The sequence below is a fragment of the Vibrio sp. MMH1-50 genome (assembly GCF_022347645.1).
Lineage (GTDB): Bacteria > Pseudomonadota > Gammaproteobacteria > Enterobacterales > Vibrionaceae > Vibrio > Vibrio harveyi.
The window spans coordinates 65,054-90,291 of the sequence record NZ_JAKRGG010000018.1; the positions used below are offsets into that span (position 1 = coordinate 65,054).

The 25,238-nt window shown below is 45.2% G+C and carries 25 protein-coding genes; 7 read left to right on the forward strand and 18 right to left on the reverse strand.

The window, feature by feature from the left end; all coding sequences use genetic code 11:
• Position 1: 1 nt before the first annotated feature.
• Both MHO32_RS14615 and MHO32_RS14620 read right to left on the reverse strand, forming a co-directional pair.
• Positions 2-1,084, reverse strand: a complete 1,083-nt coding sequence (locus tag MHO32_RS14615) for an efflux RND transporter periplasmic adaptor subunit (RefSeq protein ID WP_239212720.1) — start codon at positions 1,082-1,084, stop codon at positions 2-4.
• A 102-nt stretch (positions 1,085-1,186) separates the two neighbouring features.
• Positions 1,187-2,068 carry a LysR family transcriptional regulator gene (locus MHO32_RS14620; protein WP_009697200.1) on the reverse strand — a complete coding sequence of 294 codons (882 nt, stop codon included), beginning with the start codon at positions 2,066-2,068 and terminating at the stop codon, positions 1,187-1,189.
• Between the two features lie 129 nt (positions 2,069-2,197).
• Between MHO32_RS14620 and MHO32_RS14625 the strand changes: the two genes are divergently transcribed.
• Positions 2,198-2,557 carry a DUF6559 family protein gene (locus tag MHO32_RS14625; protein WP_009697199.1) on the forward strand — a complete coding sequence of 120 codons (360 nt, stop codon included), beginning with the start codon at positions 2,198-2,200 and terminating at the stop codon, positions 2,555-2,557.
• Here the strand turns inward: MHO32_RS14625 and MHO32_RS14630 are convergent.
• From MHO32_RS14630 to ppsA, 5 genes are all read right to left on the reverse strand, one after another.
• Positions 2,554-2,850, reverse strand: coding sequence for a Dabb family protein (locus MHO32_RS14630; protein ID WP_443088419.1), 297 nt, complete (start codon positions 2,848-2,850; stop codon positions 2,554-2,556). The two genes, MHO32_RS14625 and MHO32_RS14630, sit on opposite strands and share 4 nt — an antisense overlap.
• A 157-nt stretch (positions 2,851-3,007) precedes the next feature.
• The gene (gene tyrS, locus MHO32_RS14635; protein ID WP_239212722.1) at positions 3,008-4,264 is read right to left on the reverse strand and encodes a tyrosine--tRNA ligase; all 1,257 of its coding nucleotides are present in this window, start codon (positions 4,262-4,264) and stop codon (positions 3,008-3,010) included.
• An 81-nt stretch (positions 4,265-4,345) separates the two neighbouring features.
• Positions 4,346-5,167, reverse strand: a complete 822-nt coding sequence (locus tag MHO32_RS14640) for a LuxR family transcriptional regulator (protein WP_050908775.1) — start codon at positions 5,165-5,167, stop codon at positions 4,346-4,348.
• 117 nt (positions 5,168-5,284) lie between these two features.
• A complete protein-coding gene (locus MHO32_RS14645; RefSeq protein WP_005451293.1) occupies positions 5,285-6,064 on the reverse strand; it encodes a hypothetical protein in 780 nt (259 codons plus the stop codon).
• Positions 6,065-6,249: 185 nt separating this feature from the next.
• Positions 6,250-8,619, reverse strand: coding sequence for a phosphoenolpyruvate synthase (ppsA, locus tag MHO32_RS14650; protein WP_038898784.1), 2,370 nt, complete (start codon positions 8,617-8,619; stop codon positions 6,250-6,252).
• A 348-nt stretch (positions 8,620-8,967) separates the two neighbouring features.
• On the opposite strand from ppsA, the gene ppsR reads away from it, so the two are divergent.
• Positions 8,968-9,804 carry a posphoenolpyruvate synthetase regulatory kinase/phosphorylase PpsR gene (ppsR, locus tag MHO32_RS14655; RefSeq protein WP_005451298.1) on the forward strand — a complete coding sequence of 279 codons (837 nt, stop codon included), beginning with the start codon at positions 8,968-8,970 and terminating at the stop codon, positions 9,802-9,804.
• A 76-nt stretch (positions 9,805-9,880) separates the two neighbouring features.
• Here the strand turns inward: ppsR and ansB are convergent, their stop codons facing one another.
• The 3 genes from ansB to MHO32_RS14670 form a co-directional block, all read right to left on the reverse strand.
• Positions 9,881-10,945, reverse strand: a complete 1,065-nt coding sequence (gene ansB, locus MHO32_RS14660; protein ID WP_017819380.1) for an L-asparaginase 2 — start codon at positions 10,943-10,945, stop codon at positions 9,881-9,883.
• A 338-nt stretch (positions 10,946-11,283) separates the two neighbouring features.
• Positions 11,284-12,771, reverse strand: coding sequence for an EAL domain-containing protein (locus MHO32_RS14665; protein WP_005451301.1), 1,488 nt, complete (start codon positions 12,769-12,771; stop codon positions 11,284-11,286).
• Positions 12,772-13,443: 672 nt separating this feature from the next.
• Complete coding sequence (locus MHO32_RS14670; RefSeq protein ID WP_239212724.1) at positions 13,444-14,700, reverse strand: adenylosuccinate synthase; 1,257 nt, start codon at positions 14,698-14,700, stop codon at positions 13,444-13,446.
• Between the two features lie 107 nt (positions 14,701-14,807).
• On the opposite strand from MHO32_RS14670, the gene MHO32_RS14675 reads away from it, so the two are divergent.
• Positions 14,808-15,674 (forward strand): LysR family transcriptional regulator, encoded by an 867-nt coding sequence (locus MHO32_RS14675; protein ID WP_005451305.1) that lies wholly within the window; start codon positions 14,808-14,810, stop codon positions 15,672-15,674.
• A 3-nt stretch (positions 15,675-15,677) separates the two neighbouring features.
• On the opposite strand, the gene MHO32_RS14680 is transcribed toward MHO32_RS14675, so the two are convergent.
• On the reverse strand, positions 15,678-16,112 hold the full coding sequence (locus MHO32_RS14680; RefSeq protein ID WP_239212735.1) for a DUF6795 domain-containing protein: 435 nt from the start codon (positions 16,110-16,112) through the stop codon (positions 15,678-15,680).
• Between the two features lie 184 nt (positions 16,113-16,296).
• Here MHO32_RS14680 and MHO32_RS14685 point away from each other — a divergent pair, with 184 nt between their 5' ends.
• Both MHO32_RS14685 and MHO32_RS14690 read left to right on the forward strand, forming a co-directional pair.
• A complete protein-coding gene (locus tag MHO32_RS14685; RefSeq protein ID WP_239212737.1) occupies positions 16,297-16,689 on the forward strand; it encodes a ribosome recycling factor family protein in 393 nt (130 codons plus the stop codon).
• A gap of 82 nt (positions 16,690-16,771) precedes the next feature.
• On the forward strand, positions 16,772-17,221 hold the full coding sequence (locus MHO32_RS14690) for a YHS domain-containing (seleno)protein (protein ID WP_005451310.1): 450 nt from the start codon (positions 16,772-16,774) through the stop codon (positions 17,219-17,221).
• Positions 17,222-17,324: 103 nt separating this feature from the next.
• Here the strand turns inward: MHO32_RS14690 and MHO32_RS14695 are convergent, their stop codons facing one another.
• Positions 17,325-17,846, reverse strand: coding sequence for a DUF2058 domain-containing protein (locus MHO32_RS14695; RefSeq protein WP_239212739.1), 522 nt, complete (start codon positions 17,844-17,846; stop codon positions 17,325-17,327).
• Positions 17,847-18,041: 195 nt separating this feature from the next.
• Here MHO32_RS14695 and MHO32_RS14700 point away from each other — a divergent pair, with 195 nt between their 5' ends.
• Positions 18,042-19,484: a glutathione synthase gene (locus MHO32_RS14700; RefSeq protein WP_239212741.1), complete on the forward strand. Its 1,443-nt coding sequence runs from the start codon at positions 18,042-18,044 to the stop codon at positions 19,482-19,484.
• Between the two features lie 58 nt (positions 19,485-19,542).
• On the opposite strand, the gene MHO32_RS14705 is transcribed toward MHO32_RS14700, so the two are convergent.
• From MHO32_RS14705 to MHO32_RS14725, 5 genes are all read right to left on the reverse strand, one after another.
• A complete protein-coding gene (locus MHO32_RS14705; RefSeq protein ID WP_239212743.1) occupies positions 19,543-19,728 on the reverse strand; it encodes a hypothetical protein in 186 nt (61 codons plus the stop codon).
• A 163-nt stretch (positions 19,729-19,891) separates the two neighbouring features.
• The gene (locus tag MHO32_RS14710) at positions 19,892-20,983 is read right to left on the reverse strand and encodes an alkene reductase (protein ID WP_239212745.1); all 1,092 of its coding nucleotides are present in this window, start codon (positions 20,981-20,983) and stop codon (positions 19,892-19,894) included.
• 10 nt (positions 20,984-20,993) lie between these two features.
• A complete protein-coding gene (locus MHO32_RS14715) occupies positions 20,994-21,623 on the reverse strand; it encodes a GrxB family glutaredoxin (protein WP_009699218.1) in 630 nt (209 codons plus the stop codon).
• 79 nt (positions 21,624-21,702) lie between these two features.
• Positions 21,703-22,890 carry an MFS transporter gene (locus MHO32_RS14720; RefSeq protein WP_239212747.1) on the reverse strand — a complete coding sequence of 396 codons (1,188 nt, stop codon included), beginning with the start codon at positions 22,888-22,890 and terminating at the stop codon, positions 21,703-21,705.
• A gap of 101 nt (positions 22,891-22,991) precedes the next feature.
• Complete coding sequence (locus MHO32_RS14725) at positions 22,992-23,660, reverse strand: SDR family oxidoreductase (protein ID WP_050940676.1); 669 nt, start codon at positions 23,658-23,660, stop codon at positions 22,992-22,994.
• A 121-nt stretch (positions 23,661-23,781) separates the two neighbouring features.
• On the opposite strand from MHO32_RS14725, the gene MHO32_RS14730 reads away from it, so the two are divergent.
• On the forward strand, positions 23,782-24,699 hold the full coding sequence (locus MHO32_RS14730) for a LysR family transcriptional regulator (protein WP_239212749.1): 918 nt from the start codon (positions 23,782-23,784) through the stop codon (positions 24,697-24,699).
• A 109-nt stretch (positions 24,700-24,808) separates the two neighbouring features.
• Here MHO32_RS14730 and MHO32_RS14735 read toward each other — a convergent pair whose 3' ends face one another.
• Entirely contained in the window at positions 24,809-25,114 is a 306-nt protein-coding gene (locus MHO32_RS14735) for an NIPSNAP family protein (protein WP_017188647.1), read from the reverse strand.
• Between the last annotated feature and the right edge of the window lie 124 nt (positions 25,115-25,238).

Below are 25,238 nucleotides of genomic sequence, written 5' to 3' on the forward strand. Positions count from 1 at the left end.
CCTATAGCGTTTTGATGGTTAGGTTTGGCGTGTTATCGCCTGGTTTGAGATAGTGAGTTCCGCTGATAACGACATAGTCACCTTGTTGGAAATCGCCGGAAACACAAGCTTGATGAGAATCGATGGATTGCAAGTTAACGGGTTCACTGTGTACGACAGCATCTCGCACCACGTTGACGTGTAGGGTCTTTTTTTCGCCCAAAATGGCAGAGTATGGGAAGCAGTGGCTTGATTGATTCGGCTGGAACGAAGTCGTTACCGTAACCGCTTTACCATTGAACAAGTTTTTAGAAATAGAATCGATCGCTAGCGTGACAGGATAAGTTTGCTTGATTAAATGCTTTTTCGGAGCAATCTCGGCGACTTTTGCACTGTAGGTTTGCTCAGCACCGTACCAAGAAAGTGCTGCAGATTGACCAAGGTTAAACTGTCGAACCATATTTTCTGGCACATTGATATCCACTTCCCATTGCCCATCTTGCTGAATCGTAGCCACGCTCACGCCAGGCAGGGTTTGTTCGAAAGCATCAATACGGACTTCACCAATGTTGCCAGAAAATGGTGCGCGTAATGTGGTGTAAGTCAGTGCGTCTTCCGCTCGCTGGATGTTTTTTTCTACCACTTTGACAGCGGATAGACTACGTTCATAACCGCTGATGGCACGGTCTAAATTAACGCTAGCAATGGCATTATCGTCAGTTGCTTGCTTAACGCGCTTAAGCTCCGCTTTCGCCAGTTTATGTGCGGACTTTGCCTCCAGCATACGAGCTTGTAGCTCTTCTAATGAGACTTGATAATCGTGTGGGTCAAGCGTAGCAATGACTTGCCCTTTCTCGACATGATCGCCTTTCTTCACCAAAACGCTTTCTACCGTGCCTGGTACACGAAAAGAAAGAGAAGCACTTTCTTTGGCGTGAACAATGCCGCTAAATGATTTGCTTGAGGCGGAGTTGCTGTCCTTTACTTCGACGACTTGTATTGGTCGAGGAGATTCAGGTTCGGCGAATGTGGTTTGGTTTTGGTTACAACCAAGCAGCGCGAGTGTCGCTGCACTTAACGCTGTGGTTTTGAATAGACGGTTCATAAGATGGCTCCCTAATTTTGGTGCCATCATACAATCGAACGCTGTTCAGATAATTACTCGACTTTGAGACTCACTGTCTCAAAAAATGAGACAATAATGTATCTAAACCAATTTGGGGATTTCTTTAATTAGATGCTCAATAAGTAATCGACTCGCTTGGCTTAGGGTTTTAGGTTGAGGGTAGAGTAGCCAGCCAGACTCTTCTGTTACCGAATACTGTGACAATAACTGGACCAAAGTGCCCGATTCTAATTCACGTTTTACGAGTAGTTTAGGCATAAAAGTAATGCCGCGATCTAAGATGGTGGCGTTTTTAATAAAACCGATGTTGTTCGAGATAAGCTTGGGACTGAGTTGTACGCTTTGTTCTTGAAAGTGCCAGACATTATCAATGTCGCCATTTGGCCAACGGAAGCACACGCATTGATGCGTTTTTAATTGCTCTAGCGTTTCCGGCGTTCCATGGGTTTGTAGGTAGCTCGGGGAGGCGACCAAGCATCGGTCGAGCGTCAGCAGTTTGCGTGCCACAATATCTGAGTCGAATAGTGCACCACCGTGAAAGGCAATATCCAAGCCTTGTTGGAACATATCATGAAAGCCGTTGTTGATATTACGAATATCTAACTCAACATGAGGGTATTGATCGTGAAAGTCGAACAGAATAGGGCGCACTAGTTCATCGGTTTCAGGTAATAAACCGAGCTTGATTCGACCGCGGACCTCATTGGTATCGTTACTGACTTGCTCATTTGCAGAGTCGAGCATAGTGAGTGCTTTTTGCAGATTCTCGTAATATGCCTCGCCGTTGTTGGTGAGCGATAAACTGCGTGTTGTTCGATGAAATAGCTGTGCACCAAGAGATTGTTCTAACTCTCCAATTCGCCGGCTTACATTCGCACGTGGTAGGTCCAGCGCATTGGCTGCGGCGGTAAAGCTACCTAACTCCACCACCTTAATGAACAGTTTGAGATCGTCAATTTTCACTCTGGCGCTCCATGCTTATTGAACACTGTATTAAACCGTGACACTCTAAAGCATCACAAGGTTATGCACAAAACATAACGCGACTTTTGATAACCGTCACTTGTCATCAAATAGAAATAGGGAATTAATGTGCTGAGAGTTATCCAACGCCGTCGAATCAAAAAGGTCATTAAATTACTGTCTGCAAGGCTAATAAAGGGCTATGGCAGTCGTGACTACTTTTCTATTGGTCAAGTTCAGAGCAGTACAACTGAGTTAAGTAAGCGCCAACAACACATTGCTTTAGCGCTTTATGCTAACCCTGAAGCGCTTAACTCAGAAGAAGCTGCTGAAATTCAGTCTCTGCGCACTGATGTCGCCAATGATTTTTTCGAAGGTGGTGACTACAACGCGCAAGATGTGTTGAATTTATTGGGCTCTGGCGGCTGGAAGGGAGGACGTATGGATGATGATATGTCCCACCGATTTGGAATGAATAGCCGATACTAAATCTCATAATCGAATACGATGATGTCTTCAAGCAGAGGTCTAAATACTTCTTTCAAGGCGTCGTGCTCAGGGTGAGGCAGATAATTCTGACGACCTACTTCATCAGCAAATGTCATCATCACGGCGTGCGTGTAGTCTTTGTTCTTTCCTTCTGGGCTGTTGTTTAAGCCCCACTCAACGTCGTTTACGCCTTCTACTTTCGCTGGCATGGTTTCGAATAGCTCTCGTAATTGTTGAATTTTTTCGCTGGTGGCAGAAGCTTTAAATTTGATGAGTAGAATGTGTCTGATCATGGTTTTGGTCATGTTGTTGTTTTTGAAGAACAACACTATAGCGGGCATCTGCGCTCAAGTTAGCTCTTAGCTTCACAAAATAGGAAAACTAAAACGCGAGCACTTTGGCTCGCGTTTTAGTTAAGTTAGCTAGATTATCGGTAGTTAGTGTGAGCGATTAACCTTCGAGACGCTTCACCAAGCAGAAGTGCTTTTTACCGCGTTGAAGCAACCAGTACTGGTCGAACAGTGGGAAGTTCAAGCTTGGTTTTTCTGTATCGATTTTTTCGCCGTTCACACTGATGGCGTTGTTGCCAATTAGCTCACGAGCAACGCGTTTTGAGCTGGCTAGACCGGATTCAACCAGAAGCTCAACCAAGTCTTGCTCAGCACTTTGCATGCTCGGTAAGCCATCGAGTTCCAACTGTTTTAGCTCGCTCAAGCTCAATTGCTGCACATCACCGCTAAATAGCGCTTGAGTGATTCGTTCTGCACTTGCTAATCCTTTTTCGCCATGAACAAAGCTTGTCATTTGTTCCGCTAAGATACGCTGTGCTTGCGGTTTGCCTTTGCTCTCTTTGTCTTGTGTTTCAATCGCTGCAATCTCATCGCAACTCAAAAAGGTGTAGTAGCGTAGGAAGTGGTAAACATCGGCATCTTCCGCGGATAACCAGAATTGGTAGAAGGCGTAAGGCGAGGTTTTACTTGGATCCAGCCACACTGCACCTCCTTCGGTTTTACCAAATTTAGTGCCATCGGATTTGGTGATCAAAGGTAAGGTTAAGCCAAATACTTGTTCACCATTTTGACGGCGAGTAAGGTCAATACCGCTAACAATGTTGCCCCACTGGTCGTTACCACCGATTTGTAAGCGACAGTCGTACTGACGGTTTAATTCTGCAAAGTCGTAAGATTGCAGCAGTGCGTAACTGAACTCGGTGAATGAAATCCCTTGGTCTGGGCGTTGTAAGCGTTGCTTAACCGACTCTCGGCTGATCATGGTATTCACGGAGAAGTGTTTACCCACATCGCGGAAGAAGTCGATCACGTTAATTTGCTTCACCCAATCTGCGTTGTTTACCATGATCATTGGCTTGCTGACTTGGTTATTCATCAATTGTTGAATTTGGTTCGACAGATCTTTTACCCAGCCTGTTACGGTTTCTTCTGAGTTTAAGCTGCGCTCTGTAGCTTTAAAACTTGGATCGCCGATCATACCCGTTGCCCCACCAATCAGGGCGATGGCTTGGTGTCCTGCATCTTGAAAGCGTTTGAGCATAATAAGTGGAACAAGGTGACCGATGTGCAAGCTACCTGCGGTTGGATCGAAGCCGCAGTACAAGGTTTGTGGCTCAGAAAGCAGTTGTTGAACTTGGTCTAAATCACTCGCTTGGGCAATCAAGCCGCGAGTTTGTAAATCTTCAATCAGTGTCATCGTCTTATCTTTATCTGGTTCGGTTGTATTCAGATTAAAAGGCGATGCGGAATCGAGATATATCCCTAAAGGGACAGTTTGTTATCTTGATTGAGTGATCAGGTGGTTGAGAAACAACTGAAAGAACTCGCTTAAAGACGCCACATTCAGTTGTGCGTAAATGCGTTTACGGTGATTCTTGACTGTGCCTTCTACGACATCTAGCTGCGTTGCAATCTCTTTGCTGTCATAGCCTTGCGCGATTAATGCGGCAATTTCTTGTTCTCGATTAGTGAGGACAGTTTCGCCAAAAGATGCCAGAGCGGATTCAATTGCAGTACGCATTTGTCCCGAGTAGGTGGTAGGACTGAAAACTGGCTCGGCGAGCGTAAACTCGGTTTGTTTCCAGTGCTGTCGGCACAAAGACTGAATAATGGCGAAGTAAGATTTGAGCTTGGCTACTTGAGGCTTGGTGAAGCGCTTATCGTCCTGCATAAAACCGAAGTAGAACATCACCCAACGTGTCGGTTCGATTTCGACCAACATGCTGATTTCATCTTTCCAGCCAGTTTGATGGTAGAACTGCTCGCAGTAGGCTTGATAATCGAGATCGTTGCGCGCGACATCTTTTCTCACCACGTCTTTGAGCGTAAAGATACCTTGTTCTTTGTTAGCGTTAAGTTTTTGATAAAACGGGTCATTTTGAAAAGAAGTCGTGAGATAACGCTGGAACAGTAGCTCGCGTTCATTTTCAATCGAATCATACAGATAGATAGGGTGTTTGCCTTCGCGGTAGCCGAGGATCACTGCGCAATCAAAACTCAGTAGTGAAGCTATCACGCGCATGAGTTTAGGCGTAAATCTTGGTGAGTTAAGGGCAGATATTGTTTCTGCAAGCTGAGTGTTGAATGCGTCGCTGGGCATGGTGATTCGGGAGTTCGATAAAGGTTGGGGTAAGCATAACGCAATAGGCTGATATCCCAAAGTGATCAGAAAGGGGAGCGTTGTGCTCCCCATCAATAAGTCATTGTCACTCAGAGATTACTGTGAATCGGTTAGCTCTTTATTCACCCAGTATTTTGAGCCAGAAACGTTTGCATCAACTAATAACCCTGTGGTGTTTAGCTGATATACTGCTACGCCGCTGTTGAATTGCGCTGTCATTTCTTCGCCGTCCTCACCAGCGACTAAAGAAGCTTCGCTTGATGCTTCCCAACCTTCTTCGACAAAGGTGTTAAAGTCTTTTTCTTTTTCAAACAGTACGACCTGTTGGTAGAACTTACCACCAACGCCAAGGGCGACACCCGCACCAAACATATTCATATAAGTACGTTGATCTGTGGACTTGTTGACCGCAACCCCAGAGCCCGAGTTGGTATGGAACATCAGCGATAGTTTGCGTGAATCAAAAACCGCGTAGCCGTATGCCTTGTCGTACAGTGCTTTGGCTTTAGGCTCTTCATTGAACAGTTTGAGAAGTGTGCTATCCGCCATAAGATCAATCGCTTGGCGTGCTTCTTGAGGTGTATCGCCTTCCATCAGTTCGGTGATCTTCTTGTCCGCTTCATCGATCCAACCTTTACTGGTTTCAATGCTTGCGTCGGTCCACTCGCCAGCGGTGTTAATCGCATCTTCTGACCAATTGGTGAAGTCCTCCCAAGCTTGTTTGGAGAAGGCTTTGGTGCTGTCCCAAGTTTCTTTAGCGGTGTCAGAGACGGCATCTCCTAGGTCTGAAAGGCTGTTGGAAATGTCATCCCAGTCTGCATAAGCGGGAGAAGCAAGAAGCGTTAATGCGGTAATGAGAGCAAGAGGCTTTTTCATAGGTCCGTTCTTTTATGAAATCATATCCTTTTATTCTAGGTGAAAATTTTAACAGGGAGAATTGATCAGCTTATTGGGTTGGGATTGCTGTCACGAACTCACGTAGGTTTGACATAATTAAGACAAAGTAAAAAGCCCTCAAACTCAGGAGCTTGAGGGCCATATTATCGACAGAGTAGAGTGGCTTATTTGCTCACTTTACCTAGCTTCAGCCAGGTATCGATAACCGTATCTGGGTTCAATGACACAGAGCTGATGCCTTGTTCCATCAACCATTCTGCAAGGTCATCGTGGTCTGATGGACCTTGACCACAGATACCAACGTATTTGCCTGCTTTAGTGGCCGCATCGATCGCCATTTGTAGCATGGCTTTCACCGCTGGGTTACGCTCATCGAATAGGTGTGCAACATCGCCAGAGTCACGGTCAAGACCAAGTGTAAGCTGAGTCATGTCGTTTGAACCGATAGAGAAGCCATCGAAGTACTTCAAAAATTCGTCAGCAAGTACGGCATTTGATGGCAGTTCACACATCATGATGACTTTTAGACCTTGGTCGCCACGGCGTAGGTCGAACTTAGCAAGTAAGTCGATAACCGATGCCGCTTCGCTCGGTGTACGAACGAACGGGATCATGATTTCAACGTTTTTCAGCCCCATCTCGTTACGAACGCGCTTGATTGCCTGAGTTTCTAGCTCAAAGCAGTCTTCAAACACTGGAGAAATGTAGCGAGATGCACCACGGAAGCCCAGCATAGGGTTTTCTTCATGCGGTTCGTAACCTTTACCGCCGACCAAGTTGCTGTACTCGTTGGATTTGAAGTCAGACATACGTACGATGACGCGCTTTGGCCAGAATGCTGACGCGATGGTCGCAATGCCTTCTGTTAGCTTACTAACGTAGAAGTCGATTGGATCTTTGTAACCACGGATACGTTCAGTGATTTCAGCTTTTAGCTCGTCGCTTTGTGCGTCGAAGTTCAGCAGCGCTTTCGGGTGAATACCAATCATCTTATTGATGATGAATTCAAGACGCGCAAGACCGACACCTTCGTTTGGAATCTGAGCGAAGTCGAATGCACGGTCTGGGTTACCCACATTCATCATGACTTTGGTTGGTAGCAGTGGAAGCTCATCAACCGCAGAACGTTTCACTTCGAAGTCCAACTCGCCTTGGTAAACGTAACCCGTTTCGCCTTCAGCACAAGATACTGTTACGGTCTCACCGTCAGTCAGTTTGCTGGTGGCGTCACCACAACCAACGATAGCCGGAATACCAAGTTCACGTGCGATGATGGCTGCGTGACAAGTACGACCGCCACGGTTTGTAACAATCGCAGAGGCTTTCTTCATCACTGGTTCCCAATCTGGGTCAGTCATGTCTGTAACCAGTACATCACCGTCTTGGACCAATGACATTTGGTCTAGAGAGTCAACCAAACGTACTGGACCTTTACCGATACGTTGACCAATTGCACGACCTTCAACCAAAACGTCCGCTTTGTTGCTTAGCTCGTAACGTTCAATTACGTTTTGCTCGCTTTGAGAACATACGGTTTCAGGGCGTGCTTGAACGATGTAAAGTTTGCCGTCGATACCATCTTTTGCCCACTCAATATCCATAGGACGCTGGTAGTGCTTCTCGATGATCATTGCCTGTTTTGCCAGCTCTTTGATCTCTTCATCGTTCAGAGAGAAGGCATTGCGCTCTTCTACAGAGGTATCGATGATCTCAACTTGCTTACCGATCTCTTGGCTATTTGAGTAGATCATCTTGATCTGCTTAGAGCCAAACGTCTTCTTAACGATAGGGTATTGACCCGCTTCTAGCATTGGCTTGTGAACGTAGAATTCATCAGGGTTAACTGCACCCTGAACCACCATTTCACCCAAGCCCCAAGAAGAGGTGATGAATACGACCTGATCGAAGCCAGATTCTGTATCTAGGGTAAACATAACGCCAGAAGAGGCTTTGTCCGAGCGCACCATGCGTTGAATGCCTGCCGATAGCGAGATGCCTCGGTGGTTAAAGCCTTGGTGTACGCGGTATGAAATTGCACGGTCATTGAACAGAGAAGCGTAAACGTGCTTAGTCGCTTCTAAGACTGCATCAATGCCTTTTACGTTTAGGAACGTCTCCTGCTGACCAGCAAATGACGCGTCCGGCAGATCCTCTGCAGTTGCAGAAGAGCGAACAGCAACAGAAATCTCAGGGTGATTATCTGTCAGTTCTTTGTAGTTATCGCGGATGTCTTGTTCAAGATCCGCTGGGAACGGGGCTTCTAATACCCATTGACGAATGGTGGCACCTGTCTTGCGCAGGGCTTCTACATCCTCAACGTCCAGTTCATCAAGTAGTTGGTGAATACGCTCATCCAAACCTTCGTGGTCAAGGAATTGGTTAAACGCATACGAGGTTGTCGCAAAACCGTTTGGTACCGATACACCAACATTGGCTAGGTTAGAAACCATCTCGCCAAGTGAAGCATTTTTACCGCCGACTTTGTCGACATCATCCATGGATAGTCCATTGAACCAGAGGGTGTTCTTTTGCATGTCTTTCTCCAGAAACATTGCAGCTTTGTAGGGATTAATACCAACCTCGAACAGTGGTTATGCATCCTTGCAGGTCAATGTCATTGAAGACGCAGTTTCGAGCTGATAGCAGCCATTGTAGATAAGGGGCGTTAACTACAACTTCCCAACTAGGGCTTAAACGAATTTTCCGACGCAAACATGTATCAACACTTTTCTTGGTTGATATGAAAGGCAAACGATTACGTATTTGCTGAAAAAAACTCCGAAGAATTTTCAAAGCTGTGGGGAACGTAATTGCAAGCCAAACTCATTTATTAATATTATGTAAACCATCCTACTCAAATGAATTTGAAAAATTAAACTAAAATGCAAATAAATAACCAAAGTCGTGATGTATTCTATGTTTCTGACGGAACGGCTATAACATGTGAGACATTAGGACATGTTGTTCTGGGTCAGTTTCCCTTTATTCCTAATGAAAAAACCTTTCCTTTTGTTGAAAGTGAAGACAAAGTTGCCGATGTCATCAAAGAAATCGAGATTTCCTACCAACGTGATGGCGTGAAACCGCTGGTTTTCTTTTCGATTGTTGTGCCAGAAATTCGTGAAGTGTTGCTCAAAGCTCCCGCTTACAGCTATGACGTGCTAGAAAGCATTGTGCAAAAGGTACAAGATGACATTCAGATGGCTCCTCAGCCTAAGATGCAGCGTTCAAGAAGCGTGAGCAAAGATTCCGATACTTACTTTGACCGTATCGCGGCGATTGAGTACACACTTGCTCATGATGATGGTATTACGCTCAAAGGCTTGGAGGAGGCTGACATTATTCTGCTTGGCGTCTCACGCAGTGGCAAAACTCCAACCAGTCTTTACATGGCGATGCAGTTTGGTTTACGTGTGGTGAACTACCCGTTTATCGCTGAAGACGTCAAGATGATGCGTTTGTTGCCGGAGTTCGAAATTCATCGACACAAACTGTTTGGCTTAACCATCAATCCAGAACGTTTGAATGAGATTCGCGAGAACCGCTTATCAGGCAGCGAATACGCGAGTACGGAACAATGCAAACTGGAACTAGATACGGTAGAAGCGTTGTTTAGAAGAGAAGCAATTCCGTATATCAATACGTCTTCTTTGTCTGTAGAAGAGATCACTACGCGGATTCTTGAAAGAGCAGGGATGAAGCGCCGCTTGTTCGGCTAAGTTTCCTGTAATAAATCAAAAAAAGAGGAGGCACCTGTGCCTCCTCTTAAATTTAACCTCAAAAGGTCAATAGACCCTAGTAATGCTGAAACATCTTCTGAATGTCTTGGTAATTTTTGGTTTGTGTCAGTGATAGCATCAGCAAAATACGTGCTTTTTGTGGGTTTAGTGTACCTGATGCTACGAAACCGTACTTATCATCATCAACCTCTGCATCTAAAGTGGTTGAGCCGGTAGGCGTACGAGAACTACGAACAACCAGAATGCCGTCTTTGCTTGCTTTTTCTAACTCATCAAATACCGTGTGGTACAAGTTACCATTGCCGACACCTGCGCTGACGATGCCATCAAACTTCGCATCGACGAATGCTTTAACAGGTAAGCTCGACGCATTTGCATAGTTATAAACGATTCCGACTTGTGGCAACTTATCGAGCTTGGAAACATCGAAGGTTGTTTCAGTAGTGTGTTTACGTTCCGGGCTTCTTTGATATTTCGCATCACTGTTGTGGATATAACCTAGCGGACCAAAGTTAGGAGATTGGAAAGTGCTGACTGACGTTGTGTTAGTTTTTGTTACGTCACGCGCATCAAAGATGGTGTCATTCATCGCAACCAGTACACCACGACCTTGAGAATCTTCGTCTGTTGCTGTGACCACCGCATTATAGAGATTAACCGGACCGTCAGCACTCATTGCAGTAGAAGGGCGCATTGCACCAACGATAACCACTGGTTTATCGCTTTTTACCGTTAAATCGAGGAAGTAGGCTGTCTCTTCTAATGTATCAGTGCCATGAGTAATCACAATGCCATCCACGTCATCTTGGGCGAGTAACTCATTCACTCGTTTAGCCAACTTAAGCCACACCTCATCATTCATATCTTGAGAGCCGATGCTGACCACTTGCTCGCCAGAAATGTCGGCGATCTTCGTCATACTGGGTACGGCGGCGATCAACGAATCAACACCGACTTTGCCTGCGGTGTAATTTGATTCTGTCGCAGATTGACCTGCGCCAGCGATAGTGCCGCCAGTCGCCAGAATTTTGATGTTTGGTAAATCGGCATTGGCAAAAGCAAATGAGCTCATGCACAAACCAAGCGTGATCGAACTGAGGCGGAGAAACTTTGTGGTCATAGGAATCACCTGTTTTTGGGTTAGATGTTGGGGGAAACGTTATCTATCCTAAAAACAGAACAGTAGATTTTTTGAGTACAACTTCACCAATTTACAGATGAAAATCGTGATCAACTAATCACTTAAAGAACATTAAATCAAGTGTTTAACCTAATTGGCGTGCTTCATTAACAAGTGAGATGTTCCGGTAATCTGGACAACATTTGATTAATTGTAATTAATTGATTTGTAAGTAAAGACCCTGCGAGAGAACTCGGAGTGACAGTTCACTTGAGTTACCTTTGGTTAGCCATACGAGCTCCAATTTGCTTGTTCAACTGCTGGTTGATGATCGCTGCTTAACTGACGGCAGGTGCGAACTTTTGAAAAGCGACGGTTGGCTTTACTTCTAAATAATCGAGAAAGAGAGGTTTAGGTAGTGGTTTTGAAAAGTAGAACCCTTGAATGTTGTAAAAACCGAGATCGTGCAAGACTTGCAATTGCGCTCGCTCTTCTACTCCTTCGACAATCACTGACATGCTTAGGTTTCTTGTCAGGGTGTGGATTGCTTCCAACAAAGGTTGGATCGTCTGGCCATTACCAAGGTTGTTAACGAATACGCGGTCGATTTTGATGATGTCGAATGAATATTGACCGATAAAATCTAAACCCGAATATCCGGTACCAAAATCATCCACCGCAATTCGGATACCAAGTGCGGTTAATCGGTCCAAGTGCTTTCGAAGTACAGCCAGTTCACTCGCGCTGAAGATGGCTTCTTCGGTGATTTCAAACACCAAACGCTCACTAATGAAATAATGATATTTAAGACGCGATTCAACCTCTTGAATAAAGTCTTCTCTGAGGATCAATGAGCGGCTCACGTTGACGCTAATGTAGCGGTCATGGAACGCAAGCTTGTTACTGCTTATCATGCTGATCACTTTATCTAGCACAAGGTAAGTGATCTGATCGATCAACCCCACCTTTTCTGCCAGAGGGATAAAGATGCTTGGTGAAATAAACCCTTGTACTGGATCGTTCCAGCGAACAAGTGACTCTCCACCAATAACGCTGCCATCACGTTGATCGACAATGGGTTGATAATGAACGGTTAAGTTACGTCCTTTAATGGCAAGAGCAAGAGAGAATTCTAAGCTATTTTTGGCGAACTTCTTGGAAGAGAAAAATAGGTGAACAATCAACGCACACGCCATTCCCAACAACCCAATCCAAAGCTTGCTACCTAAGAACTGAAAATAGAATGGATAGCTGATTGCAGAGTAGACGGTAAAAGGCAAAATCTCGGAACTGGCTTGTTCCATTCTAAGTGGGTTGAGTGCAATGGAATCTATAGCGGTTTTGTCTGTGATGTCGATTCGGTAATCCATATCACCAAAACGAAATATATCGCTAACGAGAACTTCCAAAACCTCTTTCGGGAAAACAACACTGATTCCTCGTCCTTGTTGTTTGGTGAAAAAGAGAATCAGAGCTTGGTTGTTGGTGAGCGCTCGCTTAGTAAAAGCCAATGTTGCATGCACATCACTGTCACCAAGACGCGTCAATATTGACGAATAGATACTGAAAGACGGGTGGCGTTCGCTACTCGTGCACAACACTTTTCCGTTTTGATCGAAGGTGGCAATGTCTTTTGCCATGCCCAAACCAAAAATGCTTGTCCTGAGATCATGGATAAGCTCGTCGCACGACTTAAGAAAAAAGTTATCGTCTAACAGGTGTGTTAACTGCTCCACGTTATCGTGAAATTCAGACTCAATCGTCAAGATAGCTTCTTCTGTGAGCTTTTTATGATATTGGTGTGCAAAAGGGATAAAAGCCAGCATAGTGATGCTAAAAGAGAGTACACCAACAACTATTAATGCAATGTTGTCACTCCAACTCTTGGACGGATTTTTAAAGAATTTATTGTTCACAGTTATCGGTGCTACCAGCAAGTAATTGCGTAAAACTATAACAAGTGTCTCATTTTTAGGAATTGAACATTTCAAAGTGTGAGTTAGATCTTATAAATTATCTATAAACTACTATTTTAAAATAAAAAGTATGGGTTTCCTTATTTAAATATAAGGCGACCATAAAGCGAGTTTATTCAATTTTAGTTGCTATTTAGGCAACTGGTCGTGCCTGTTCGAGTAGAAATTGGCTGAGATAAAGACGATTTTTTTGCATTATCTTAGGGTGATTTTGATGTGATTTTATTTGTTTCTGGGAGTGAAGTTTTTGAGATTAAATACTGGATTTATGATCGATGAAAATGCTGGTTTTTGATGATGAGATAGTCATGAATATGAGAGGTTTTGGTGTTTTTTGCTGAGCTTTTATTTCTCTTTTGAGCTTTATTTGTAACTTTGTGTGGGCGTATAGTTTGTCGATGATGACTGAATGACAGCATACTGTGCTGGAAGCACACAATGACGGGATAAAACTAAAAAAAAAAGCGGCTTTACCCCGGAAAAGATAAAAGCCGCTTGCCAATAGACGTGTTAATTCACGTCTTAGCGCATAATCATTTGTTCACGACCAGGACCAACCGATACCATCTTCACAGGTACACCCATCAGCTCTTCAATACGTAGAACGTATTTTTGTGCCGCGACTGGTAGCTCTTCGAATTTACGACAACCAGTAATGTCTTCGCTCCAGCTATCCATCTTCTCGTAGATTGGTGCTAGTGCAGCCGTTTGAGGCCAAATTGGGTTTTCGCTGTGCTCGCCTTCGTAACCAACACAGATTTTTAGATCTTTAAGACCAGTCAGACAGTCCACTTTTGTCAGTGCGATTTCAGTCGCTGCTTGAAGCTCAACACCGTTCTTCGTCGCTACTGCATCGAAGTAACCCATGTCACGTGGACGACCTGTTGTTGCACCGAACTCACCCGCTAGTTCACGGAATGCATCTTGCTCTTCCATTGCAGTAATTAGTGTGCCGGTACCTACCGATGAGCTGAACGCTTTTGCTACCGCAATAACACGCTCTGGACGAAGAGCAGGAAGACCACTACCGATACCAGCATACATAGACACAACGTTTGAAGATGTTGTCCATGGGTACTCACCGTAAACAAGGTCACGACCTGCACCTAGCTGCGCTTCGAACAGTAGAGTTTGGTCTTTTGCTTGCAGTTCTTTTAGCGGCAGCGTTACGTTGCAGATAGCGTCACGCCAAGGTGCAGATACTTCTAACAACCAGCTCGCCATCTCTTCAGCGGTTTGTTCAAACTCGAACGTTGGGTAAAGCGCATGTAGTTGAGGAAGTTTCCACTCCATCCAGAATTTGATGCGCTCTACTAGGACTTCTGGCTGCTTCAACCAACCAACTAGGATGCCTTTTTTCATCACACGGTCGCCGTATGCAGGTGCAATACCTTGACGAGTTGAACCGTATGCTTTGTCGCCTAAGCGTTGTTCTTCTAGCGTATCTTCTAGTGCGTGTAGAGGTAGACACAGTGTTGCGCGATCAGAGATGCACATGTTCACTTTAACGCCCGCTTCTTCAACTTCCGCAATCTCCTGAGACAGCGACGCTGGGCTGATTACCATACCCGGACCTAATACTGCCAAACAGTCAGGGTTGAAAACGCCACTTGGTAGCTGGTGTAGCTTAAACGTACCTAGGTCGTTAACTACGGTATGGCCCGCGTTGTTACCACCTTGGAAACGAATGCTTGCAGAAGCTTGCTCTGCCAAAAAGTCAACGATGCGGCCTTTGCCTTCATCACCCCAGTTTGCACCCACAACAACGATAGACGACATAATTCATTCTCCAAAAACAGACCGGAAAATCTTAGGATGCTCGCATGAATAAGAGAAATTAATTATACTCATTAACTTGATAAGAAACTCATATCGGGTAATTTTCTATGTTGGATTTGAACTGGTTACGCACGTTTGTCACCTTGGCAGAAGTGAAACATTTCGGAAAAACAGCGATTGAACTGCACATGACGCAGCCAAATGTGAGTCTTCATATCAAACAGCTAGAACAAGCCACTCGCACTAAGTTGATTGAACGCAACCCTGTGCAATTGACCCAAGCCGGAAAGCGTTTGTTAGACACTGCCGAGCACATGCTGAATGAGTTGCAAATCTGCCAATCCGACCTCAATGCCATCAATGACTTAACGCAAGGAACGCTCTCGATTGCAGCGAGTGATATTGTCTCGCGCCTATTACTTATCAAGCCTTTTCAACAGTTTAAAAGTGAATATCCTGGAATTGATTTGGCGCTGTTCAACACTACATCATCACAAGCGGTAGATTTGGTGAAAAGTGCTCGTGCAGACATAGGCTTTGTTATTGCGCAGAAAGAGAGCCAACCATTGCACTTTACGTCACTTACTCAGATTCATTGGTGTGCTTTCGGTGATAACATCTTCGATTGGCGAGAAAACAGTGAAGAGAACCAAACATTAATCTTGCTCGGTCACGATACCCGAACGCGCGAGTTGATTGACGCGTCTCTACCAGAGCTAAATCTTCCTAGGCATAGGGTCATGGAAGTTGGCAGTGTTGAAGCTCAAATAGATTGGGCTGAAGCCGGATTTGGAACTGCGATTGTACCTGACTTCTCCCTCGACCCAAGGTTGAAACTCTCGCGAGAAGTCACGCCATTACCTAGTTTCCCCAACACAGATTTTGGCTACATAGTGCGCCAAAACCAAGTGCTGTCCAAAGCCGCAAAACAGCTTCTTAAATGGGTGGCTGATAATGTGTCTGTGGTGGGGTAATACCTAATAAAGCTCTTCGAAAGTAAGCGCATTTAGGTCGCAAACACTATAGATTTCATTGGTGACTGGTTCCGTTTGTGTTGTAGGGTACGTGAATACTTTGAGTGGGGCGTCCAAATTACAAGCTAAGCTTTCAAGAGAAATGAGCAGAAGGGAAGACGGGTGAAATGAGTGTACTTTTGATTGCCATATCGTCACTTCATCACCTTGAAACTCGGTACTCAGATCCAGCTTCACTCGAATATCTTGCAAAGAATGTTGTTGGTGTTTGGAATCTAACAGCACAGCTTCAAAAACAAAGTGCCCTTCGGCGTCAGATTGCGTCGAGTCAGAAGCAACACCGTTGAAAACAATCGTCCTTTCTATATTGATGCCCTCGACGGGCTTGCCATTTAAATGCAAATAGCCAGAAATATAAGGGCTTAAAATGCGCTCCATTTCTTATATCACCTTGTCCAAGAATGAAAGGTGCCAGAATCTTTAAAGTCTATTGAGCGGGCAAGCATAAACCTTGTATTTTCGACCAAAATCACCACGCTTTGAAAACGATTAGGTTTTCTCGATGAAAAAATGAGGCGAGCTGTTTATCATAGGCGACGAAATTAACCATGCCACTATTGTGATGACTGACAAGACTATCTCCATCCCTCTACCATCTTTGATTCACCGAATTGGTGGCGATCATGCTAAGCGAGCTAAAGCAATTGCGGCTGAGAAGAAGTGCGAAATGAAGCGCATTCGACGCTCTCGTAATTGGCAAATTGCTGGTGATGCGTTGGATTTAAAAGTGTTCCTCGATCATATCAAGGCAGAAGAATCTGAGCCGATGCGGTTCGTGATAAACAAAATGGAAGTTGGTCTGGCTAAACACAGCGATAAGCTTGAACCTTTGGAAGCCAAGCTGATTCGATTGGTCTTGGAGAATCCAAACATTACTTTGGCGGGGTTGATGTCTGAAACCAACTGTACTATCGCCCAAGCTCGAACGGCGCGTTTCGAGGCTGAGATGCTTTAAACCTGAAAGTTTCTTCTGATTTTTCCTGTCTATACTGGTAAGCGACTGATTATCGACATTGGATAAGATGAGAGAGGAAGTTATGAAGCTGATATCGAAACTTTTGAGCGTATTCTTCATTTGGGGGAGTTTGACGCTTCCTGCTTTCGCGCTTGATCCTGTTTATAGCGACTTTCTCGGTAAAGCGATTCGTGGTTATGACCCTGTCGCATACTTCACTCAATCGAAACCGGTAAAAGGTGACAGCGATTTCACTTACCGTTGGAATGATGCCAAATGGTACTTTTCATCGGCTGAAAATCGAGATGCATTTGCGAAAAATCCTGAGAAATTTGCACCGCAATATGGTGGTTATTGTGCTTGGGCAGTAAGCAAAGGTTACACCGCAAAGATAGACCCGAATGCATGGTCAATTGAGAATGGCAAGCTCTATCTCAACTACAGTAAATCTGTGCAAGCGACATGGGAAGAAGACATTCCTGGTAATATTGCGAGTGCTAATAAGCATTGGCCAACACTGCTTTCCCAATAGGGCTCTGATGCCAAAACGAAAAGATACAGAAATCAAAAGACGCAGAAATAATTAAGCCGCGATGATCGCGGCTTTTTCAATTTGGGTTCCAAGAAGTGGAGCATTACCACATTAGATCGTCTGGTACGACGAAATCTGCGTACGGGTCATCTTCTGCCGGGATGTCTGCTTCTGGTTCTTTTTGCTCGATGATCACAGATTCATCGCGTTGAGCAATCTTGTTTGCTACACCACGTGGGATGACAACGTAGCTTTCACCAACAATCGCGATTGCCAAGATGCCTTTGATAAGCTGTTCGCGGATCTCTGACTCAACGTACAAAGACTTCACAAGCGTACCGTGTGTGAAGTTGTATTTGATGTCTCCATCTTTCAAATCAACCTTGTTCATTTCAATCAGTTGGTTGATTTGCGCTTTGATTTCTTTGTTCAAGCGCTCTGCGTTTTGTTGCTCGCTCAATTGCTTGTCACGCTCTAACTGCTGACGTTTGTTCTCTTCAACCGCCGCTTTTACTTCGCGAGCTTGAACGCGTGATTTTTTAGAGCCTTTTTTCGCTTTTTTCAGTTTTTTCTCGTTAACCAAGCCTGCTTTTAGCATCTGCTCTTGAAGGGTAAGTTTTGGCATGATCTATCCAGTTAGTGCGCAATTTTGTGCATTTTAACCAGTCATCCACCGCAAAGAAAGAGGGTTAAACACAAGGCGGGATATGACTCGGCGCTTTGTTGAGCAAAAAAACAAAAAATAAATCGAGAAAGTGTGCGTCTTATTGCAACTTCCAGCGTCTTAAGTACATTAGGCGAAAAATTTTGAAGCAAAACCATGAGTACCTCAGACAAACAAACCATCCCGCAACAAGTGATTGAAGAAGCTTGTGAGTGGGCAATCATGCACGGTGTGTCATTTCGTCAAGCAGATAACACCGCAAGACACTGTCCTTTTAGCTTTGCGCCAATGACGATAGAGCGTGATGTGTTCGCACATTTGAAGAAAGTGACGCCGTTGATCGCCAAGCTGATCAGTCATGTGTCTGAAGATTATGAATTCCTGCAAACCTCCCTAGCCGAGCTAGGCAAAGCCGATACTTTCTTTGAGCGTTTATTGGAACTGCACAAAGAGGTCCACCATGAAGCTGCGCGCCAACCGCTGTTGTTAATGCGAACCGACTTTATGGATGATCGTCAACACGGCGCGAAAGTGATCGAGTTTAATGGCATTGCGGCTGGGATGGCGCCTTTCGGTCAGCGTGCCACAGAGCTGCATCAATTTTTGAGCTCTCTGTGGGGCAGCGTTTACCAACAATGGTTAGAAGATAAAACGGCAACACCAGCCGATAACCAAGGCATGCAGCAACTTGCGCTTGGCATTGCCACTGCCGCGAGAAAAGTCAAAGCGCATTTTAATGAAGAAGGCGCACCGACGTTTCTGATGGTGGTGCAGAAAAACGAAGACAATGTATATGACCAACACTTACTCGAAGTGGAATTGCAGAAGCTTGGCGTTCGCACAGTAAGACGTACCTTTGAGCAGTTAAGTTCACAGCTATCGAGCGGTGACAAGCAACGCCTCTTGCTAGATAACATCGGCGGTCTTGACGTTGTGTACTTGCGCGCAGGTTATCAATATATGGACTACTTCTCGCCAGAGCTAAATGAACCAATCTGTTGCCATACCTTGAGCCAGACTCGTTTGTTCATGGAAAAGCACTACGTAGCGATGAATGCGACCATCAGCCAACAGTTGGCTACCAGTAAATCAATGCAAATGTTGTTAACTATGATGCCGGCAAGTGAGTATCAGCGCTGGGGACTCAATCTTGAAGAAGCCGAGTTGGTCAAAAGCGTATTGGCAGAGATGAAGCCAATTAACACTGATACGATTAAATGGTTTGCTGCTTCTGGTAACAAAGACGAATGGGTATTGAAAAACCAAGGCGAGGGCGGTGGTCACTGTATCTTTGGTGAAGATATAGCGAAACAACTGAGTCGACTGCCACAAGAGCAATACAGTGCTTGGGCTTTGATGCAGCGTTTGTATCCGCATGAAAGAGAAATACCGACGATTGCAGTGCGTGATGCAAAGCAGAGCGTGGTGACGGACCTTGTGAGTGAAATTGGTTTATTCACGGCGCACTATCAAGGTGAACCTGTAACGCAATTGGATGGCTACGCTGGTTATTTGATTCGCAGTAAACCAGCCAGTGAAAACGAAGGTGGCATCCACAGCGGTAAAGGTATCTTAGATTCTTTAGTGTTGGTGGATTAAAAAGAAACACTCTCCATGGGTAAAACGTGGAGAGTGTTTTTATTTGTGGATTAGTCGGTTACATGTGACCCATACCGTGGAACATCCCACCGAAAAGCGCCCCGAAGATACTGAAAATAATACCTAGGATGATCATTGCAGGAATTGAAGCGATAGCGAACTTGACCATAAAGATCACCATCGACATAAATGGCATTTTAATATCAACAACCGTCACTTCCTGTTTTGTTTTTTCATCGGACACGAGCGTTCTCCTAAATTTGCATTCTGAATATGCAGCCAGTTTATTACACTCAAACTTAAGAAAACGTTGAGCTGTGTTGCGCTTTTCTTTTTATGGGATAGCAACTGATTAATCTGAGAAATACGGCACGCTATGAATCGTTATCAGAAGCGGGTAAAGCCTCTCAACCAAGCGCCGGATAATCTGTATAGCCGTGTTCATTACCACCAAAGAGTGTGGAGCCATCCAGTTCTGCCAGAGGTTGTTGGTGCTGTAAGCGCGCCACCAAGTCTGGGTTAGACACAAACGGGCGTCCAAACGCGACTAAATCCGCATAACCTTTCTCAAGTACCTTGTCAGCACGCTCTTGGGTGTAACTGCCCGCGACGATAATCGTGTTGGTGAAGTATTCGCGCAGTTCGATGCGGAAGCTTTCTGGAATCACTGGTGCGTCGTCCCAATCCGCTTCAGACAGGTGTAAGTACGCAATATCACGAGCTTGAAGTTGTTTCGATGCATCGAGGATGGTTGGCACAATGTCCGGGCAGTTCATGTCCTTGAAAGTGATGAAAGGTGCGAGTCGTACTCCTACTTTGTTGGCACCAATGGCTTCGCTCACCGCATCGACCACTTCTAATAAAAAGCGAAGTCGGTTTTCGCGAGTACCGCCGTAGTTGTCGGTTCTGTGGTTTGAATTAGTACGTAGGAACTGGTCAATCAGGTAACCATTACCGCCGTGGATTTCGACGCCATCGAAGCCTGCTTCAATCGCACGTTTCGCTGCATGGGCAAAATCACTTACCACACGGTCAATATCGGCTTGAGTCATCGCTCGTGGCTCTACACAATCGACCATGTTGCCGTTGCCTTGCTCGTCGGCAATCCACACTTGGGTTTCTACGGGTTTTAGTGCTGATGGGGCAATAGGCTGTTCGCCTTTTTGGAATGTCGGGTGTGATACACGACCAACATGCCATAACTGACAAAACATAGCTGCGCCTTGCTCTTTTGCTGCTTGAGTGACGGTTTTCCAGCCTGCCACTTGCTCATCAGTGTAGACGCCTGGTGTGAATGAGTAACCCTGCGAATCGTCTGAAATCTGGGTGGCTTCAGAGATGATTAACCCTGCGGTAGCGCGCTGCTTGTAGTAAGTCGCCATCATTTGGTTTGGAATGTTTCCCGGTTGGCTAGTGCGCGCTCGGGTCATTGGAGCCATGGCTACGCGGTTTTGCAGAGTTAGTTGTTTCAGCTGTGTTGGTTCAAATAGTTTGCTCATGATCGATTCCTTACTTAAGTAGTGGTACTTGGGTTTTGTTGCTTACAGATTCCATCCAATCTTTCACAGCGTTGTCCCATTGGATTTCTGCGGCGCTGAAGAACCCGCGCAAAATAGAAAATAGGATCGCTTCGTCTACCAAAGTCACATGCTGATAAGAGTCGAGATTCAACACGCTTTTCGCACGTTCAATGAGCGCTTCGACCTCTTTGGCAATGTTTGGTGTGTCTTGCAGAAGTGCATCAAAATTGAGTGCATCCGTTTCCTTTTTTGCGCGCCAAGCTTGTTGTGCAGACTGAGTGGCAAACTCTGGCAAATCCATGTTTGACCAACGTGGGTAACCCACTTTTTGTAATGGAAGGAACGCGATTTTTTGCCAATCCAACACCGCTTGCGACGGTTGGCTTGTTTCACTTGATGTTGCCAGTTCAAGGAAGTAAGCGATGATATCGAGACTTTCTGCCATCGCTTCACCGTTGTCTTTGATAAGAAGTGGCACTTGCTTGGTTCCAATCAGGTCTGTTGTGGTTTTATCGTCGTCATAAGCAATATTGATGACGTCGAGTTGGATATTCAGCATGCCAGCAACGTAGCGGACGCGAGCACTGAATGGGCAATGTTCGTAAATGTAGAGTTTCATAGTGTTTTCCTGGTGATTCGTATTGGGTAGCCCCGCTTGCTCGAGAAGCGTTAAGTCAGGGCTACTTGTAGGGATGACATTAGTTGTTGAAGCTCGGAGCTAACTCAGCCTGTTTGTTTTCTTTGCGGTTTGCCTTGGCGATGAATAGCAAACCAATCAGTGGAACAATGATGGCTGCATAAGGGATCATGCCTGCGCCCATTTGGCTATCGAGCACCATACCGCCTAAGAAACCGCCAAAGGCATTAGCTAAGTTGAACGCCGAGATGTTTGCTGTCGCTGCTAATTCCTGACCTTCACCACCGTGGTTCATTACTCGAAGTTGCATTGCTGGTACGTTAGCGAATGACGCAATACCAAATACAAAGGCGGTGGCAATGAACAGCACTTTGCTGTCTACAGTGATTCCGACCAGTACGAGTGACACAATCATCGCGATAGCCCAGAACATAGACGCTTTTTGTAGGTTTTTATCCGATGAACGACCACCCATGGTGTTACCAACAATCAGACCGACACCAACAATAACCAGAATCCAAGTTACGGCACTTTCACCAAAGCCTGTGATGTGCATGGCGATAGGGGCGATGTAGCCATACAGAGTCATGAATCCCGACCAAGCAAATACGGTGATCGCAAGGCTGATAAGTAGCATTGGGTTTTTGAACGCAGCTAATTGTGCTTTGACATCTTTTGCTTCGCCATGACCGGTGGATTTGATCACTGAAGTGATAAAAAACAGAGCCACTAAACCGAAAGCTGCAACGGTCAAGAAAGTGGTGTGCCAGCCGAATTGCAAGCCAATCCAGGTACCGCCAGGCACACCTAAAACGTTAGCCAGCGTTAAGCCCGCGAACATTTGTCCGACCGCACGACCTGCCATTTTTTCTGAAACCAAATTGGTCGCTACCACGGCACCGATGCCGTAGAAAGGACCTTGAACTAAACCTGTGATCACTCGGCTGACCATCAATACAAAGTAGTTCGGCGCGAAAGCGGACAACACGTTGCCGAGAATAAACAGCACCATTAGCCCAGCCAGTACGGCTTTCTTGTTAAAGCGTGCTAAGTAAATCGTAAGTAGCGGACCGCCAAATACAATGGCAAGTGCGTAGGCACTGATTAGGTAACCGGCTTGTCCTTCCGTGATGGACAAAGAGTTGGCGACTTGAGGAAGGATTCCTGCAATAACAAATTCTGCGGTACCGATAGCAAAAGCTGCAAGTGTTAAGATCCATACCTGCAGCGGCATTTTTTCTTTATTCATGGGGGGAGTCTCTTTTTTTAATTAGTTTTAACCCATTGGTGCCATGCTTTTTTCTTGCTCTGGCACCTTGTTTTTATTTGTTGTTATCCAAACGTGTGTTGTTAGCCAAGTAGTGCGCCACCATCGACATCAATCACGGCACCGGTCATATAGTTGTTTTCAATCAGAAGTAGGTAAGCTTTTGCAACGTCACTGGCTTCGCCAACTTTGCCCACTGGTAAGCTATTTTGTGTGCGTTTGTACATGGCATTTCTGTCGTCTTCGTTCATGCCTTGATACGCCTCAGTTTTGGTCAAACCTGGGCTGACTGCATTCACTCTGATTGGAGCCAGTTCTTTCGCCAGTACTTTTGTGGTTGCTTCAATGGCAGCGTTAATCGCGGTTTTTACGTAGGTGTTAGCAACAACTTTGCGCGATAACATGCCGGAAGTTAGCGTTATTGATCCGCCTTTCTTGATGTAGCGTGCTCCATGTTTCGCTGCGTTGATGGCGCCCCAAAATTTGGTATCGAACGCGTATTTTGCTTGGGAAACTTCTACATCCACCACTTTGCCTGCTGGAGCATAAGAACCTGCTGTGACGATCAGGTGGTCAAAAGCACCAATAGTTTCGAAGTAGTGGTAAACCGACTGTTCATCGCTGATGTCTAACCCTGTTTTGCGGCTTGCTACGTGGACAACCGCATTGTCGCTCGCAAGTTGTTGGCTAAGTTCAGCGCCAATACCTGATGTGCCACCCAGTACGACATAAATGGTTTTTTCTGTTGTCATGATTTGTTTCTCCAATCTCGTTTCGATGGAGTCAGTATATTGATTGGAATAAATTTGATAATTGAGTAATATTTGAATTGATTATTCAGCTCAGATGAATAATGAAGTTTAAGGAGGGAATGTGGACAAGTTTTCGGATATGACGCTGTTTGTCAGCATAGTGAAGAACCAAGGGTTGGCGGCGGCTGGCAGAGAACTCGGCTTATCGCCAGCAACAGTAACGGCAAGATTGCAGTCGCTGGAAGATCGCTATGGGGTGAAATTACTTAATCGCAGTACAAGGCATATCTCACTGACGGACTCTGGCGCTATGTACCATCAGGCATGCTTGGAAATCATCGACAGCGTCAAAGAGACGGAGAACTTACTCCAAACTGGCACCAAAGAAGTGCGCGGCACACTTAAAATCTCGGCTCCTCGTGATATTGGAAAGCAATACATTTCGCCAATACTGTCGGAATTTAGTCAGCTCTATCCCGATGTGATCCCTTATCTGTATTTGAACGATAACTTATCCAACTTAGCTGAGTCCGGTTTGGACATCGTTATCCGATATGGGGAGCTAGCCGACAGCAACCTTATCTCTCGCAAACTGGCGTCCAGTCGCCGAGTACTTTGTGCTTCTCCTCAGTATTTGGCAAAGAAAGGCACGCCGATCACGCCACAAGATTTAGCACATCACGATTGTTTAGCCATGGTTCGCAGCAATGAAGAGTTGAAAACATGGCACTTTCAAGATGAAGAGCAGCACAATGTTGTTATTGTCGTACCGAAGCGTTTTTCTGATGATGGCGAAGTGATTCGTCAATGGGCGTTAGATGGCGCGGGTATTGCGTTGAAATCGATTCTTGATGTACAAGAGGACATCAAACAGCAGCGTTTAGTGACGGTGTTAAATGGCTATATGAAGAACTTCAACGCATCGACCTCTTCTGCAGGTGCGGATTTGAACGTGATTTACCTGAGCCGCCAGTATCAACCCAAGCGACTTCGTTTGTTTTTGGACTTCTTGATTGAGCGTTTTCACACTCAATTTTAATGAGGCGAACGTTTCGATGTGTCGCATGGAAAGTCTGCATCATACTGAGGTTAGAGATTAGTAACACCGCGCTTTTAAGAATATTGGCATCAAGCGCGGTGTGGCTGAGTTAGCTAAAAACAGGTCTGAAGAAGCTGCGTTCGTAACTCAATACACAGTCGGTCTCTTCCGCGAACTTAAAGGCTTGGATGCACTCTTCATCGTTGAGCGACTTTTCTCGGTATTCCTCATACGCCGCGAGGCTTGGGAATGTAAATAATGCCAGTGCAATATTGTTAGCACCTTCAGATGGAAGATAGTAGCCGTTGTGTTGTCCGCCAAATTTCTCTACTAACGGAATCCACATTTTTGCGTACTCTTCAAACTCTTTGGTTTTTTTTGCATCAATGACATAACGAACATAGCAAGTGATCATAAAGATAAAGTCCTTTTTATTTGGTTTATACCCAAGTAACCTCGAGATGCTAGGTTCAGCGAGAATGACTTGGTTTGTAGACGCGGCGGCGATTTAAAGGTCTAGTGGGTCTAAATCAAGAATC

Bases quoted from the DNA above. Each gene is read 5' to 3' on its own strand.
- MHO32_RS14615 (WP_239212720.1), bottom strand. From the start codon at position 1,084: ATGAACCGTCTATTCAAAACCACAGCGTTAAGTGCAGCGACACTCGCG.
- MHO32_RS14630 (WP_443088419.1), bottom strand. From the start codon at position 2,850: ATGATCAGACACATTCTACTCATCAAATTTAAAGCTTCTGCCACCAGC.
- tyrS (WP_239212722.1), bottom strand. From the start codon at position 4,264: ATGACACTGATTGAAGATTTACAAACTCGCGGCTTGATTGCCCAAGCG.
- MHO32_RS14640 (WP_050908775.1), bottom strand. From the start codon at position 5,167: ATGCCCAGCGACGCATTCAACACTCAGCTTGCAGAAACAATATCTGCC.
- MHO32_RS14645 (WP_005451293.1), bottom strand. From the start codon at position 6,064: ATGAAAAAGCCTCTTGCTCTCATTACCGCATTAACGCTTCTTGCTTCT.
- ppsA (WP_038898784.1), bottom strand. From the start codon at position 8,619: ATGCAAAAGAACACCCTCTGGTTCAATGGACTATCCATGGATGATGTC.
- ppsR (WP_005451298.1), top strand. From the start codon at position 8,968: ATGCAAATAAATAACCAAAGTCGTGATGTATTCTATGTTTCTGACGGA.
- ansB (WP_017819380.1), bottom strand. From the start codon at position 10,945: ATGACCACAAAGTTTCTCCGCCTCAGTTCGATCACGCTTGGTTTGTGC.
- MHO32_RS14665 (WP_005451301.1), bottom strand. From the start codon at position 12,771: ATGCTGGCTTTTATCCCTTTTGCACACCAATATCATAAAAAGCTCACA.
- MHO32_RS14670 (WP_239212724.1), bottom strand. From the start codon at position 14,700: ATGTCGTCTATCGTTGTTGTGGGTGCAAACTGGGGTGATGAAGGCAAA.
- MHO32_RS14675 (WP_005451305.1), top strand. From the start codon at position 14,808: ATGTTGGATTTGAACTGGTTACGCACGTTTGTCACCTTGGCAGAAGTG.
- MHO32_RS14680 (WP_239212735.1), bottom strand. From the start codon at position 16,112: ATGGAGCGCATTTTAAGCCCTTATATTTCTGGCTATTTGCATTTAAAT.
- MHO32_RS14685 (WP_239212737.1), top strand. From the start codon at position 16,297: ATGACTGACAAGACTATCTCCATCCCTCTACCATCTTTGATTCACCGA.
- MHO32_RS14690 (WP_005451310.1), top strand. From the start codon at position 16,772: ATGAAGCTGATATCGAAACTTTTGAGCGTATTCTTCATTTGGGGGAGT.
- MHO32_RS14695 (WP_239212739.1), bottom strand. From the start codon at position 17,846: ATGCCAAAACTTACCCTTCAAGAGCAGATGCTAAAAGCAGGCTTGGTT.
- MHO32_RS14700 (WP_239212741.1), top strand. From the start codon at position 18,042: ATGAGTACCTCAGACAAACAAACCATCCCGCAACAAGTGATTGAAGAA.
- MHO32_RS14710 (WP_239212745.1), bottom strand. From the start codon at position 20,983: ATGAGCAAACTATTTGAACCAACACAGCTGAAACAACTAACTCTGCAA.
- MHO32_RS14715 (WP_009699218.1), bottom strand. From the start codon at position 21,623: ATGAAACTCTACATTTACGAACATTGCCCATTCAGTGCTCGCGTCCGC.
- MHO32_RS14720 (WP_239212747.1), bottom strand. From the start codon at position 22,890: ATGAATAAAGAAAAAATGCCGCTGCAGGTATGGATCTTAACACTTGCA.
- MHO32_RS14725 (WP_050940676.1), bottom strand. From the start codon at position 23,660: ATGACAACAGAAAAAACCATTTATGTCGTACTGGGTGGCACATCAGGT.
- MHO32_RS14735 (WP_017188647.1), bottom strand. From the start codon at position 25,114: ATGATCACTTGCTATGTTCGTTATGTCATTGATGCAAAAAAAACCAAA.